Origin of the sequence: Actinophytocola algeriensis (assembly GCF_014203735.1) — a bacterium.
Lineage (GTDB): Bacteria > Actinomycetota > Actinomycetes > Mycobacteriales > Pseudonocardiaceae > Actinophytocola > Actinophytocola algeriensis.
Window position 1 is genome coordinate 1,163,707 of sequence record NZ_JACHJQ010000002.1, and the last position, 14,300, is coordinate 1,178,006.

The following is a 14,300-nucleotide window of genomic DNA, read 5'->3' on the forward strand; positions in this document are numbered from 1 at the left end:
CCGGAGTGGGGCGCGGGCCGAACACGGCGAGGTAGCGCGCTCTCCTCTCCTCGGTCATCTGGTTGTGGTCCCACAAGCCGGAGGTGCCTGCTCGACAGCACCTCGTCGCTCCTCGGGACCCTTCAGCGACCCGGTAGACCGGCGTCGAACCGTGACGCCGGTCTTAACCGCCCAGCGCTACAGGACCTGCGCTTCGCGGGCCTGTCCGCGCCGGCACCCCGATGACCATGACTCGTGAGCTACCTCGATGGTCTGGTGGATCTGCGTCAGTTCCGCGGCGTGGTCGAGGTCGGCAGGGTGCTCGTCGTGTCGTCGAGGTCGCCGTGCTGTTCGCGGCGGGCTCGGGTGACCAGGGAGTCCTGGTAATGCCGTGCCCACCGGGCCAACAGGGGCGCGACCGGTGCGAGAGCCAGGTCGAGGGCGTTGCTTAGCGGTGGCAGGCCGGCCAAACGCGCGGCTCCGAACCAGCGCGGTACGGCGACGGTGCGATTCCTGTACCCGGTGAGGCACCGGTACACCTCCTCGGCGACGCGTTCCGGACTGGTGCCGAATGAGCACCCTCGCCGGCCCTCGTCGTCGCTCGGTCGGAGACCGGCCGCGCGGAGGAGCCATTCCGTCCGGACTGGTCCGGGGTTGATGCTGTGGATGCGAAGGCCGGGCGGCGCTTCCCGCCGGAGAGCGTGGACCAGCGCGTTGACCGCCGCCTTGGTGGCCGAGTACAGGGACAGCGGCGGAACCGGTACCCAGCCGGCGACAGAGGAGATCATCACGACGTCGCCGCCACGGTCGGCGATGTGTGGCAGGGTCAGCCGGGTCAGGTCCGCGACAGCGATGACGTTGAGCTCCACGATCTCGCGAAGGGAGTTCTGGTCGATGTCGCCGAACAGCCCCACGTGACCTAGACCCGCGTTGTTGACGAGCGCGTCGAGCCGACCGTGGCGTGCCACCACGTAGTCGATCATCTCGCGGCGTTGCCGCTGATCTGTGAGGTCGCACTCGACAGGATCGACGGTTCCGGGAAGATACCGAGCAGCTGTTCGCAACCGCGTCCCGTCCCGGGCACTGGTCACGACGGTCGCACCGGCTGTCGCGAGGCGCGCCGCCACCGACCGCCCGATGCCGGCGGAAGCGCCGGTCACGAGCACTACCCGACCTTTGACTATTCGCTTGGGGAACATGCGCACGAGGTACCCATTCGGTCCCGGCCGACGCATGGACACCCTGGATCCCGAGTAGTCAGCGAGCCGGCATCGGCCTGTCAGTTCGTCGTCACCCCTCACGACGACCGCATCCATCCGGACTGGCGCACCACTCATCCGGGTGCCGCCGCAACGATCGTCAGTTCGTGACCGCGTCAGCAGCACGACGTCCAGGATCGCGATCGCTATGGTGAACCGGAACGCCATCGGGCGGTGCGGTGCGGGGCGCGGACCGCGGACGCACCGGTCGCGACGGCCAGCGCGACACCGACCGTCGATGCGGTGAGGGCGAACGCGGTCGAAGTGGTCGCGGGGGCGATGCCGAGCACAACTGATGCGGCGGCCAGCGCCATGACGATCACGCCGAAGCGGGACCGCGCCGGTGGCGGTGTGAACGTCGGCTACCGAGCACTGATCGGTACCGAGCCGGTCAGCGCTCACTGGACGCCTGCATCACCTCGTTCCAGACCTGGCACCCGTGCCACTGAGCGGGCGTCGCCTGCCACTGTCCCCTGGCCGACCCGACGTGGGGCATGGCCGAGTCCTACCGGCCGGCGCCGCCGCCATGGCATCGGACCCGGCCCACTCGTATCGCCGGTCCCTGCGACACGAAAGAGGCACCTAACTCATCGAGCACTCCTCGCCGGTGGATCGAGTGTCCGTCACTGGTGTCAGACGGTGCGACGTGCGCCCATCCGCCGGAGCAGTGCGCCGAGTGCGATCATGCCGATGCCGAGAAAGAAATGCAGCCAGTTGTCCGCAGTGTTCAGTGGGACGAAGTTTGCCGCACTGTCCATGTCGATGACCAGGCCATAGATCCACAGCAGCAGGTAAATGACGCCGCCACCAATGAGAAACGCGGTGGCGCCACTGACGGTACGGGCCAGCGCGAGGCCGACGATGCCGAACAACAAATGCACGATGTTGTGCAGGATCGATACGTGGAAGACGCCGAGCAGCATCGCGGTGGAGTGGTGACCGGCGAAGGTCATCCCGTCGTACTCCGTGGTGACCCCGGGAACGAAGCCGAGGATGCCTACCAACAGGAAGACTGCCGCAACGACCGTTGCGGCGAGTTGCACGGGGTGCTTGTTCGTTCGCGTGTTGACATTTTTCGTGCTCATGATTCTCCTCATCGAGGCTATCGGGCCCCCGAAGCTGACATGGGGATCGCAGCGCCCGGTGGCACTTCCTCACCACGGGTTCCATCTGGATCGATGCTGACCCCACGGCCGCCCATGACGGACTACCCAGCCAACTCGCGGCGACACCTCGCGACGAACACAAGCTGAGCCGCCGCCCCAGCGGATCAGAATCTCTCGGTGAAGTGACGGTCAAGGCCTCGTCAGACGCGCAGCTCGCCCCCGCCTCGCCGACGCCGGGGGCTTTCGTGCTCTCGGGGTCGATCCGATCGAGCGGCGCTGGCACTTGCGGTCCGCCTCGTAATGCGTGTGGCAAACCTCGGGTCCGAGTTATTCGTGTTCTGCTCGGCGCTCTGATGTGTAGGTCATACCAGCTGGGGTATCGGCGCCGAAATCGATGCCGTCGGCAGCAGCGGCCGATCACACGAGGTAGCGAGGAGGAATGCGCGATGAGTACCATCACCGAACAGCACCCGACGAACGGGTGGCATGGAAGGCGGACGACGGTCCCAGGCACCCGGTGTGATCACCTTCCACCGTCTGGACGACAGCACTACGCGTGTGACAGCCCAGGGGAAATCAATCCGGACGGGTTCGTCGAAGAGGTGGCCGACGAGCTCGGCATTCTTAACAGTCGTGTCAAGGGGGACTTGCAGAGCTTCAAGGAGTTCATCGAGCAGCGTGGCCAGGAAACGGTGAGTGGCGGGGCGGCATTGACCGGCCCGGATCGGCAAGCGACGCCAGGTGATAGGCGGCGTCATCGCGTGGAGTGTCATGGGGCTCTCACGGCCGGCCGCATGATGTTCGCTTCACACCCATGACGCGCACGCCCTCTCGCGGTGTGGCTGCTCGTGAGCGGGGAACCTCGACCACGCCCAACCGACCTCATGGTGAACGGACCATCGGAGACCATGCCCGGACTCGTCAAGGGCGCCGCGGTCCGCGGCGCCCGCGTATTGCATCCGTGTGGCATGGTGTTCGGCGCCGTGCCCACGGGGGCCAAGCCCCAGAGCTACGGCCTGCCTGCTGACCGACGCGATCGCCGCCGAGCCAGTGGCTTCGCGGATCACGGTTGCCGAGCTGACCGGTCCCTGGCGGCCGGTCGGCACCCTCGTCCTGACCGCACCTCGCTACAACGCAGGAGACCTCAACTTCGACGTCACCGCCCACACTCTCCACCAGTTCCATCCTCACGGCTGCCACGGCCATGTGGTGTCCGACGGGTAGCGGTATGCGCGCGCCTGCGGACGAGAAGCACGACGCTGAGCCATTGTCCTGTGCCGCTGTCGGTGGTTGGTTGGTTGCATCGCTGGTACCGTGGCTGCCGCAGCCACTGGCAGAACGGCTAGGACGGCTAGGACAAGCATCACCGAGGTCTGGGGCGGTGAGGCGAATGAACACCACGCAGCGTCCTGCGGGAGTCACGACATCGTTGGCCCAATTGCTGGCCGACGTGCTGACGGGTGTCCGTCGTGACGTGCCTGCGGCAATCGGTACCGCGGTCAGCGCCGCCCACCCGGCCCCGGGCCGCGGCGCAGGCCAGTTACAGGTCCTTGCCGCCACCGGTGTCGGTACCGTGCTGCCGCCGATCACCACCGGTCATTTGTGGGGACCGTCGCTGCTGGCCGCGGCCGGCGAGGAACCAATCATGACGAGCGACCTGTGGCACGATCCGCGCTGGCCGCACCTGACCCTGGACGTTGTACGCCCTCGGCTGCCCCAGGAGCACCACGACGCGGTATCACAGGTACGGGGGGTCGTCGCGGTACCGGGCCTGTGGAACGGCGACGGTGTGGTGGTGCTCTCGGCCTACCTGAACCGCCCAGCGGACCAACAGACGCTCGCCGTCCTGGCTCGCTACGAGCCCCTCGTGGCCAGCGCGATCACGATCGCGGATATCGCCACCCGCAGTGCCGAGGAAACCGCCCGGATGGTGAACGCGCTGGTCTCGCGAGCGGCGATCGAGCAAGCCAAAGGCGCCATCATGACCGTGCGACGCTGCGACGCCGACGAAGCATGGGCGGTGCTCCAACGAGCCAGCCAACAGTTCAACATCAAACTACGCGAACTGGCCGTCGCACTCGTCGCACACCTCGGGAAAGCCCCCGCCCAGCAACCCACGAACCTCAACGACAAGGTCACAATCAACCAGAAAGCCCGTCGTGCCGCTGAGTTGATCTGGCAAGCACTGACCCCCCCAGGTCCCCCAGAGAACCATTGACTCGTCAGGCGCTCGGACGGACCTCGGCCTGTCCAGCCGGCGTGCGAGACGCTCACCCCCGTCTGCATGGGTCGTTGCACTTGTGCACCAGCTCCAACGGCACGAATGCCTCCTCGGATGCGGAACGCACCCGAGCCTGCTCGCATCGCGCGGGTGAACCCGATCGGGATGGTTCCCGGACCCGCGCAGTGGTAGCCGGAATTGACGAGGAGGACCAATGGGCTGACGAGTTGGCGACCCTGCGGCAACGCGCCGACGAACTCGGCATCGGGCGTTATCCAGGTAGCTGTCCTGCAACCGCTGAGGTAGGTCGACTCGACCTCATGCACCTTATCGCGCGCGGGCCTACATGGCGGCGAGCACGACCCTGGCCGCAGCAACCCATGGCCCCAACCGGGCCTGCTCGATTCGACGACCAGCACTCGCAGAGAAGCTCGCCGCCGACCTGGCGATGGCGACAGACCGCGGACTCGAGCTGCTCGCCACGCTGGACCTGCTCCGCGCGGAAGAGTTCCTCGAACTGCTGCCGGTCGCGTTGAGCTGGCCGAATTGGCCACCGACCCTGACCCCAAGGTCCGTACCAAGGTGGCGCGGTGGCGGGTCGAGCCGAGGCACTGTGGTGGGCCCTCCGCCCTCGGCGGCGACATGACGGCCGTCGGCGCCAGCGCCAACGGGGTCGTGCTCGGTATCGCCAAGCGCGCCGAGCACCCCATCTCCTTCTGGGAGTTCACCGCGAAGGCGCGATCGTCACAGTCGCGCTGGCAGCGCCGTACACGTGGGCTGCGCTACGTCGTACTGCCTGACGACCTTGCGATTGCCCTACCACTCGCGCCACGGCTCGCATCAGGCCCCGAAGATCGGGTAAGCAGAGACCTGATCCACCTCACTAGCCGCGACGGGTCCGTCAGGAAGCCGAGCATGACCGACGACCTCGGGGACTACGCGCTCCTCGGCGACTTCCACACGATCGCGCTCGTGAACAGCCGCGGCGGACTCGACTGGCTGTGTGTACCCCGGTTCGACTCCATGCCGTGCTTCGCCGCGCTCACGAACGGCGACCGGGGCGGCAGCTGGACGGTCAGCCCCGAAAAAGGAGGCCGGGTGACCCGGCGCCGCTACCGGCCGGGCACGCTGGTCCTGGAATCCGAGTGGGACACTCCGTCCGGAACGATCAGGACGGTCGACTGCATGGCGCCACGGGCCGACGACGCCCGGGTCGTGCGGATCGTCGAAGGCATAACCGGTTGCGTCCCGGTGCACGTCGTGTTCAAGCCACGGTTCGACCACGGCGACCGCACCCCGTGGCTCCGCTGCACGGGCACGACCGTCAGCGCGGTCGCCGGCTCCGACGCGCTCTGGCTCGACGCGAGCGTCCCGCTCGTGCGGGTCGCCGGACACAACGCCGCGGAGGCGAGGTTCACCGTGGCGGCGGGTCAACAGGCCGGGTTCGTCCTCACCCACACGGCGTCCTACCTCCCCAAGCCCCCCACCGCCGCTCCCGGCGACCTCATCGGCGCGACAGAGCGGTTCTGGTCGAAATGGTCGGCGGGCGTCGACGGCACAGACTCGTGGGGCGACGCCCTGCAACGGGCCATGATCACCCTGAAGGCGCTCACGCACACCCCAACAGGCGCCGTCGTCTCCTCCCCCGTGTTCCGGACCGGCGAGCCGCCGTCCCTGTGCGACGTCGCCGAGGCGTCGTCGACCCTACGGGCACTGCTGCACGCGGAACTCGCCGACGAAGCGCGCGCCTGGCGGGAATGGCTGGTACGCGCCGTCGCCGGCGACCCGCGCTACGCCGCGACGCGGTACACCGTCGACGGCCGCGGCGACCCGTCAGCGCGTGCCACCGGCGCAGGCTCACTGGGCGAGCTGCTGCACGGCGTGAACTCGGCGGACCACCTGTGGCTGCCCTCCCGCGATCCCGCCTGGGATCTGCAGCTTGACCTGCTCGACCACCTCGAGTCCGCGTGGGATCAGCCCGACGACGACCAGGACGGGATCGGCTCATCGCCCGGCCATCGCGTGGTCTCGAAGGTGCGCGCGTGGGCGGGTCTCGATCGTGCGGTGCGCACCGCTGACCGGCATGGCCTCCCCGGCCCCGTCGACCGCTGGCGGGCCGCACGGGCGCGGCTCCGCGCGGAGGTGTGCGCCAAGGGCTACGACCCGAACCGCAACACCTTCACCAGTCACTACGGATCCGACGTCGTAGACCCCGAGTTGCTGATGATGCCCGAGGTGGGGTTCCTGCCCTGGCGGGACGTCCGGGTGCGCGGCACCGTCAGCGCGATCACCGCGGCGCTGTCCACGGCAGACAACGTTATGCCCGTTTCCCTGGCTCCAGGTACACCTCTCATGACCGGGTTCCGGTTGGTCGCCGCCCTGGACGGCACCGGGGAATCCGCCGCGGCGGGGGCGCTGTTCCGCCAGTTGCTCACCGCCCGCAACGACGTCGGCCTGCTCGGCAAGTTCTACGACCCCACCGCGCGGCACATCGGTCTCACCCCGAACGTGACAAGCGTCGTCAGCATGATCAACGCGGCCCGCCAACTGCGCTCGCGCCTTCGCACGTCGTGACCGACCGCTTGTCCATGCATATGCAAACGTCGCACGACGCAGGCATGTGGTCCGTTCGACGGTCATGCCAACCACGACGCCCACGGCGGGTTGGGCCTTGGTGGACATCCCGTCGAGCGGCCAGTTCGTCACCGATCTGGCCGACCGCGCCCTGTTCACGGTGCTGTTCACCCGACGTCAGCCGGCCAGCCTGCCCACATTTGCGGGAGGGGTGGCGGCTCTTGGGCCGTGCGTGTTCTGAGGTCCTGCCACTCGCCGAGCTGTCGGACGGGCTGCGCGGCTGCACGCCGGTGGCACCATCGGCAAGTTTGTGGCGAGTGTGGCGTGAGCCGTCAGCCTGATGCGGAGTTCGTCCCCGCGCGGGGCGCATGCCCGCCAGCACCGCCACGGTGTGCGGGCAACGGGGGAAGCTCAAGCCAGTGCCACGAGCGCTGCGGGGAAGGCCCGGTCCTCTGTGGTCTCCACGCGTGCACCGTACCGGCACCAGACGTGGAACAGCCCTCGTGAGCGGGCGTTGCTCCACTCACGAGGGCTGCGGTCACAGGGAACGGGTCAGCCGAGGCCGCCGCTGAGGGCGGTCATCAGCTCACCGTTGGTGGTGTCGCCGGACAGTTCCCAGAAGAAGGCGCCGCCGAGGCCCTGGGACTTTGTCCAGGACATCTTGCCGCGGATCGTCGCCGGGGTGTCGTAGCTCCACCATTCGCTGCCGCACTTGGCGTAGGCCGTGCCCGCGATGGTCTTCGTCGCGGGACAGCGGTTCTTGAGGACCTTGTAGTCCTCGATACCCGCCTCGTACGTGCCGGGGGCGGCGCCGGTCGCGGTGCCACCGGGTGCCTCCTGTGTGACGCCGGTCCAGCCACGTCCGTAGAACCCGATGCCCAGCAACAGTTTGCTGGCCGGGACGCCCTTGCTCTTGAGTTTCTGGATCGCGGCGTCGGAGTTGAAGCCGGCCTGCGGGATGCCCGCGTACGACGTCAGCGGCGAGTGCGGGGCCGTCGGGCCCTGTGCGTTGAAGGCTCCGAAGTAGTCGTAGGTCATCACGTTGTACCAGTTCAGGTACTGGGCCGCGCCGCCGTAGTCGGCCGCGTCGATCTTGCCGCCGTTCGAGCCGTCGGCGGTGATCGCGGCGGTCACCAGGTTGCTGGTGCCGAAGCGGGCACGCAGCGCCTGCATCAGGTTCTTGAACGCGGCGGGCCCGCTGGTGTCGCAGGTCAGGCCGCAGGCGTTGGGGTACTCCCAGTCGATGTCGATGCCGTCGAACACATCGGCCCAGCGGGGGTCCTCCACCAGCCGGTAGCAGGAGTCGGCGAACGCGGCCGGGTTCCGCGCGGCCTGGCCGAAGCCGCCGGACCAGGTCCAGCCGCCGAACGAGAACAACACCTTGATGTGCGGGAACTCGCGCTTGAGCTTGCGCAGTTGGTTGAAGCTGCCGCGCAGCGCGCCGGTGTCCCAGGTGTCGGCGACGCCGTCGACGCTGTTGGCCGCGGTGTAGGCCATGTCGTAGTCGGCGTACGCGTCGCCGATGGCGCACTGGCCGTTGGTCACGTTGCCGAAGGCGTAGTTGATGTGCGTCAGCTTGCTGGCCGAGCCGCTCGTCTTGATGTTCTTGACGAAGTACTGGCGGCCGTAGACGCCCCACTGCGTGAAGTAGCCGAGCTTCTTGGCACCGCCGGGGTTGGGCGGCGGGTCCGTCGGCGGGGGATCGGTCGGCGGCGGGTCGGTGGGCGGGTTGCCCGTGGCACTGCACGAGCCACCGTCCAGCTTGCAGTTGGCGGGCGGGGCGTACGTGCCCGTGTAGGCGACGTTGAAGCCGAAGCTGACGGAGGCGCCCGGTGCGATGGTGCCGTTCCAGGTGCCCTTGACAGTCACGTGCTGACCGCTGGTGGTGGAGCTGCCGTCCCACAGGCTCGACAGCCGGTGGCCGGATGGCAGGTCGAACTCGACCTGCCACGACGAACGTGCGGTCGCGGAGCCGTTGGTGATCGTGTACTTGCCCTCGTACCCGGTACCCCAGTCGGACCCCTTGGCGAAGGTGGCCGACACACCGCCCGCACCACTCGCGGGTGCAGCGGTGACACCCAGCACAAGCGCGACGGTCACGGTGCAGATCCCCACCATGTGGGGCCATCTCAGTCTTCTCATCGGACTCCTTCGGCGAGAGACGCAGGGGGACATTGCTCAAAATGTGTGGTCTAGACCACGTATAAACAAGGGTCTAGACCACGCGTTCACTCGAATGGATCAGCGAGCCTGGGTTCAGGTGAGCGGCTGTCACGCGATCAGGGCGCGCCCCATGGCCAAGCGTGACTCGGCGTTCCGCAGCGCCACCACGGAGATCGCATGCAGCAGTGCGGGTGGTCCAGCCGCGCGGGTTCGAACGTCAGCCTTCCGCCGACCCGGACTCCGGTCAGACGGCACCAACTGGTCTCGCGGAACCCGTCGGCCGGCGCGGTGTCAACACACGATGGCGCCGATATCAGGGCTCTGGCCGGGGACGGCGGATGGCGCGATCACACCCGCCACCCGCCGTCCCCGCCGGAGCTTTCCTCGGTCGTCAGCCGCGGCGCCACTTCTGGTTGGCCGTGCCAGCGCAGTCCCAGAGCTGGAGGACGGCGTCGTTGTTCGGGTTCCAGTCGGCGATGTCGACGCACTTGTTGGCTTGCGGGTTCACCAGGGAACCGGCCCCATCGAGGACGAACTGCTGGGCGGCGTTGCCACTGCAGGTGGCGATCTGGACGGGAGCGCCGTTTGCCGTGGAGCCCCAGGCGATGTCCATGCACTTGTTGTTCTGCGTGCGCAGCGTGCCACCGGTGAACTGCCAGGCCTGGTTCGTACCGCCGGTGCAGTTCCACACGATGAGGCGCTGGCCGTCGGCGAAGTTCCAGTTCGGCACGTCGATGCACTTGCCGTGCCAGTCGCTCACGACAGCGCTCGTGGTGGGAGACGGGTTGCCGGGCCCGCCGGCACCGAACGGGGTGAGGATGATGCCGGCCGAACGCGGGTCGCCGTCGTGCACGAGTGACTCCTGCGCCTGGACGTCGTCGAACGCGAAGCCGTAGGCCTTGCCGTCGACCATGTTCTGGTGGATCAGTCGCGAGTAGTGGTTGGTGACCGCTCCCTGGTAGAAGTCGGCCGGGCCGCCACCGGGCTGCACGTCGATCCGCCCAAGCGTGGACCGGTGCAGCGCCGCGCACAGGGTGCGGGCGATGGGTCCGACCACCTGGTCGTTCGGTGCGTGCAGGGCGCCGTCACAGCCCCACACGTTCGCCGAGGTCGGCTTGGTGAACGAGGCGACGTGTTGCCCGGCGGTGTTGGTGAAGTTCATGACCGTGCCCGAGGTCCGGCCGAAGTACTTGATGTTCGGCTGATCGGCGAACGGCACGACGGTGAGGGTCCTGCTCGCGTAAGCGTTCCAGGCCTCGGTGATGTAGCCGTCGAGGTAGGTGGTGCTGAACAGGCCCGCGTCCGCGGCCTTGCCCGGAGCGAGTACCCGCAGCACCGTGCCGTCCGAACGGGTGAGGATCGTGCCGGCCCAGCCGGGCTGGTCGCGGAGACCGTTGATCACGTTCTCCCGGCCGTTGCCGACCAGTTCGCCGGTCTTCTTGGTCACGCCGTTCGCGCCGGTGACCGTGACGGCGTGCGGCACGGCGAACTGGTCCACCTGGGAGCTGTTCAGCCACAGCCCCGCGTCGTTGTAGGTGAACTCGCTCCAGTCGAACAGGATGTTCCGGTTCGGGTCGCCGGCCGCCCAGGGCGCGGGCTGCACCAGGCCATCGGGGGTGAGGAAGAACTTCAGCTTCTCCCCGAAGGACATGTAGATCCTGCCCGAGATGAAACGCGGCACCCGAACCGTGACGCTGCCGCCGTTCGCCGGCCCGGCGATGGACACGTCCGGTGCGGGAACAGGTGGGTTCGCGCCGGGAGCCCAGTGCGTGAACCCCCCGTCGCGGTTGACGTACCCGAGCCGGCCGCCGGGCCGGATGTCGGTACCGAGGACGTAGAGGTGAACCGCCTCGGAGCGGCCACTGTTGTTGGTGATGGTGATCGGCAGCAGGTCCGGGCCTATGGCCTGGGCCGGGCTGGCGAACACGGCACCGGCCATGGCGGTCACGAGCGCGACGAGTGCGCTCACCCACTTCGTTGTGGTTCGCATCGGGAACTCCTCGTGCGTGCAGAGCAGCAGGGTCACTCATGCGCGTGATCGTGCGGGCGATCACCAGGATGACTTACGTCAGTCTGTGAGAGCGCTTCCACAGCGTCGCCGGTGGCTAGACCTTTGTCAAGCATGGATGCGACGGGCACCCCGCCGACACCGAGGCCGTCATCCGTGCCGCCGTGCCGCCGGGAACCGTCGCCGGACTGGGACATCACCGCCGATGCCACTGGCCTGCGACGGTGCGGCGCGCTGACGAGCCGGGGTGATCCCCGCAGCCGGCTTCGCGTTCGTCGCCGACGCAGCCTCGATCGTCAGCCGAGGCCTTCGATGATGCGGAAGTCGCGCTCGACGCCGTCAGCGAGTGCGGCCAGCGCCTCCTGGTAGGCCGCACCCGCATGTGCGGCGACCGCCTGTTCGAAGCTGTCGAACTCGATCAGGACGGTGCGCTCGGCGATTCCGGCGTCGTGTGCGACGACCCGGCTGCCGCGGGCGAGCAGCCGCCCGCCCGCGGCCTCGACGGCTGGACCAGCCAGCTTGTTGTAGGCAGCCAGCTTCTCGGGGTCCGCGATGGTGCGGTAGGCGCTGACCCAATAGCCCTTCACCACGGTGCCTCCTGTGTTCGGAATCGATGTTCGGAACTTGATGCTCAGAAGCATGCTCAGATCCATGGCCGGCGCGCTGTGGGTCAGCGAGCCGACGGAGACGGCGTCGAAGTCGGACGGCTTCGATCCTCAGCTTCCGGTTCGACTCGACCGGCCCTGGCCCGGCACACCGACTGGGGCTGTGATCGGATTGGTCCCGGGTGAGCGTCGGCGGCCGAGGGCGAGGGCGAGGCTGGCCATCGTCGTGATCGCCATCGCGGCGACGCCGATCAGCGCCGCGGTCGTGTAGGCGTGTGGTGCCCGCGGCGACTGCGCACTCCAGCCGCACGAAGCGGCTCGCGGTGAGGTCCGGTGCAGGCCACCCCGGTCCGGCCTGGTGAAGCCCCGCTCGTGGAGATCCGCGAACAACGCGCTCAGGGTCTCCCGGTGGCCGGCGACATCGACGATTGCGAGCGGTGACCGCGTCCGGTCAGAGGTCGTTCCGGTCCTGCCGGACACCCTCATCGCCGCCACCCGCCTGGTCGTGGCCACCGTTCGCCACCTCACCGCTGTGTGGGGCACCACGATTCCGCGTCGATACTCGACGCCATGACCGCCACCGTTCCGATGCCCGGGCTTCTCGTCGGGCCGCGCAGGAACGGAGCCGGCTACGTTCGCCGGGGGCGTCGCCGCACCGCGTCGGGCATGGTCGTCCTGCGCCCGGACGGCTTCACGTACGCGACGTCGGTGTCCGATGTGGCCGCCCCCGGCTGGTGTCTGTTCGCACCAGCCCAGCGGAGCGTTCCGGCACGGACATCCTGTCAGGCAGCCGCTCCAGCCTGCGGTTCGGCGTGGCCCGAGGGAGCGATCTCGGCCGTGCCGGGCGCACGAGGCCATCGAGCGGCGGCGGCGAACCCCGCGCTAGATGACCCCGAGGGCGAGCATCGCGTCGGCCACGTGGGTGAAGCCCGCGATGTTGGCGCCGGCGAGGTAGTTGCCGGGGACACCGTACTCATCGGCGGTCGCCAGGCAGCGGTCGTGGATGCTGTGCATGATCTCGGCCAGGCGGTGCTCGGTGTGCTCGAAGGTCCAGGTGTCCCGGGATGCGTTCTGCTGCATCTCCAACGCGCTGGTCGCCACGCCACCGGCGTTGGCGGCCTTGCCGGGGGCGAAGACGACACCTGCCTCGGTGAACAGCCGCACCGCCTCCGGCGTGCAGGGCATGTTGGCGCCCTCGGCGACGATGGTGCAGCCGTTCGCGATCAGCATGCCCGCGCCCGCGCCGTCCAGCTCGTTCTGGGTCGCGCACGGCAGGGCGATGTCACACGGAACCTCCCACACCGGACGACCGGGAACGTACCGGGCGGCGCTCCGGCACTCCCCCGGATAGGTGTCGAGCCGGTCGCGGCGCACCGCCTTGATCTCCTTCAGCAGGTCGAGGTCGATGCCCTTCTCGTCGACCACGTAGCCCGCGGAGTCCGAGCACGCCACGACGACACCACCGAGCTGCTGGACCTTCTCGATCGCGTACGTCGCGACGTTCCCCGACCCGGACACCACCACCTGCTTGCCCTCGAACGATTCGCGGCGGGTCTTGAGGATCTCCTCGACGAAGAACACGGTGCCGTAGCCGGTGGCCTCCGTGCGCACCTGCGATCCACCCCATGCCAGCCCCTTGCCGGTGAGAACGCCGGACTCGTACCGGTTGGTGATCCGCTTGTACTGGCCGAACAGGTAGCCGATCTCCCGGCCGCCGACCCCGATGTCACCGGCGGGCACGTCGGTGTACTCACCGACGTGCCGGTACAGCTCGGTCATCAGCGCCTGGCAGAACCGCATGATCTCGCCGTCGGAGCGGCCCTTGGGGTCGAAGTCCGAGCCGCCCTTGCCGCCGCCGATGGGCATGCCGGTGAGCGCGTTCTTGAAGATCTGCTCGAAGCCGAGGAACTTCACGATGCCCAGGTACACGCTCGGGTGGAAACGCAGGCCGCCCTTGTACGGGCCCAGCGCGGAGTTGAACTCCACCCGGAAACCCCGGTTGATCCGCACGGTGCCCGCGTCGTCGACCCACGGCACCCGGAAGATGATCTGCCGCTCCGGTTCGCAGAGGCGTCGCAGCACCGCGCTGTCGGTGTACTCCGGGTGCTTGGCGATCACCGGCCCGAGCGAGTCGAGCACCTCGCGCACGGCCTGGTGGAACTCGATCTCGCCCGGGTTCCGCGCCACGACCTCGGCGTAGATGTCACCCAGCTTCTCGTCCACACCTGACACGCGTGCTCCTCTCGACCCGGCGGGGCATCCGTCTACCCCCGGTCACCGTCTCATGACGACCGGCCGGGCGAACCACGGGGAGCGTGTGAAAAGTGCCACGACGAACAGCGACAGGATCGTGTGTGCCCTGCGACATCCCGCGCGTGCCGTGGT

General features: G+C 68.3%; 10 protein-coding genes and 1 pseudogene. 4 read left to right on the forward strand and 7 right to left on the reverse strand.

Features of this window, described 5'->3' with window-relative positions; all coding sequences use genetic code 11:
- Positions 1 to 266: 266 nt before the first annotated feature.
- The 3 genes from FHR82_RS11560 to FHR82_RS11570 form a co-directional block, all read right to left on the reverse strand.
- On the reverse strand, positions 267 to 1,406 hold the full coding sequence (locus FHR82_RS11560; protein WP_221463619.1) for an SDR family NAD(P)-dependent oxidoreductase: 1,140 nt from the start codon (positions 1,404 to 1,406) through the stop codon (positions 267 to 269).
- The gene (locus FHR82_RS11565; RefSeq protein ID WP_192772840.1) at positions 1,385 to 1,561 is read right to left on the reverse strand and encodes a hypothetical protein; all 177 of its coding nucleotides are present in this window, start codon (positions 1,559 to 1,561) and stop codon (positions 1,385 to 1,387) included. Before FHR82_RS11565 ends, FHR82_RS11560 begins: the two co-directional genes overlap by 22 nt.
- 309 nt (positions 1,562 to 1,870) lie before the next feature.
- A complete protein-coding gene (locus FHR82_RS11570; RefSeq protein WP_184810254.1) occupies positions 1,871 to 2,323 on the reverse strand; it encodes a DUF4383 domain-containing protein in 453 nt (150 codons plus the stop codon).
- A 470-nt stretch (positions 2,324 to 2,793) separates the two neighbouring features.
- Here FHR82_RS11570 and FHR82_RS45945 point away from each other — a divergent pair.
- The 4 genes and pseudogenes from FHR82_RS45945 to FHR82_RS11585 all read left to right on the forward strand — a co-directional run.
- Positions 2,794 to 3,089 (forward strand): annotated as a pseudogene (locus FHR82_RS45945) (SRPBCC family protein); the annotation flags it as partial.
- A gap of 645 nt (positions 3,090 to 3,734) precedes the next feature.
- A complete protein-coding gene (locus FHR82_RS11575) occupies positions 3,735 to 4,562 on the forward strand; it encodes an ANTAR domain-containing protein (protein WP_225943772.1) in 828 nt (275 codons plus the stop codon).
- Positions 4,563 to 5,480: 918 nt separating this feature from the next.
- Entirely contained in the window at positions 5,481 to 7,139 is a 1,659-nt protein-coding gene (locus FHR82_RS11580; RefSeq protein ID WP_184810255.1) for a glycoside hydrolase family 15 protein, read from the forward strand.
- A gap of 97 nt (positions 7,140 to 7,236) precedes the next feature.
- Positions 7,237 to 7,380, forward strand: coding sequence for a hypothetical protein (locus FHR82_RS11585; RefSeq protein ID WP_184810256.1), 144 nt, complete (start codon positions 7,237 to 7,239; stop codon positions 7,378 to 7,380).
- Between the two features lie 311 nt (positions 7,381 to 7,691).
- On the opposite strand, the gene FHR82_RS11590 is transcribed toward FHR82_RS11585, so the two are convergent.
- The 4 genes from FHR82_RS11590 to gdhA all read right to left on the reverse strand — a co-directional run bounded on the left by FHR82_RS11590 (position 7,692) and on the right by gdhA (position 14,138).
- On the reverse strand, positions 7,692 to 9,281 hold the full coding sequence (locus tag FHR82_RS11590; RefSeq protein ID WP_184810257.1) for a glycosyl hydrolase family 18 protein: 1,590 nt from the start codon (positions 9,279 to 9,281) through the stop codon (positions 7,692 to 7,694).
- Between the two features lie 412 nt (positions 9,282 to 9,693).
- Positions 9,694 to 11,292 (reverse strand): glycoside hydrolase family 64 protein, encoded by a 1,599-nt coding sequence (locus FHR82_RS11595; RefSeq protein ID WP_184810258.1) that lies wholly within the window; start codon positions 11,290 to 11,292, stop codon positions 9,694 to 9,696.
- Positions 11,293 to 11,606: 314 nt separating this feature from the next.
- Entirely contained in the window at positions 11,607 to 11,900 is a 294-nt protein-coding gene (locus FHR82_RS11600) for a DUF1330 domain-containing protein (protein ID WP_184810501.1), read from the reverse strand.
- Positions 11,901 to 12,797: 897 nt separating this feature from the next.
- The gene (gene gdhA, locus FHR82_RS11610) at positions 12,798 to 14,138 is read right to left on the reverse strand and encodes an NADP-specific glutamate dehydrogenase (protein ID WP_446471757.1); all 1,341 of its coding nucleotides are present in this window, start codon (positions 14,136 to 14,138) and stop codon (positions 12,798 to 12,800) included.
- Between the last annotated feature and the right edge of the window lie 162 nt (positions 14,139 to 14,300).

What these genes read in the sequence shown, in the direction of transcription:
- FHR82_RS11560 (WP_221463619.1), bottom strand. Translation starts at nt 1,406, where the DNA reads ATGGCGTTCCGGTTCACCATAGCGATCGCGATCCTGGACGTCGTGCTG.
- FHR82_RS11570 (WP_184810254.1), bottom strand. Translation starts at nt 2,323, where the DNA reads ATGAGCACGAAAAATGTCAACACGCGAACGAACAAGCACCCCGTGCAA.
- FHR82_RS11575 (WP_225943772.1), top strand. Translation starts at nt 3,735, where the DNA reads ATGAACACCACGCAGCGTCCTGCGGGAGTCACGACATCGTTGGCCCAA.
- FHR82_RS11580 (WP_184810255.1), top strand. Translation starts at nt 5,481, where the DNA reads ATGACCGACGACCTCGGGGACTACGCGCTCCTCGGCGACTTCCACACG.
- FHR82_RS11590 (WP_184810257.1), bottom strand. Translation starts at nt 9,281, where the DNA reads ATGAGAAGACTGAGATGGCCCCACATGGTGGGGATCTGCACCGTGACC.
- FHR82_RS11595 (WP_184810258.1), bottom strand. Translation starts at nt 11,292, where the DNA reads ATGCGAACCACAACGAAGTGGGTGAGCGCACTCGTCGCGCTCGTGACC.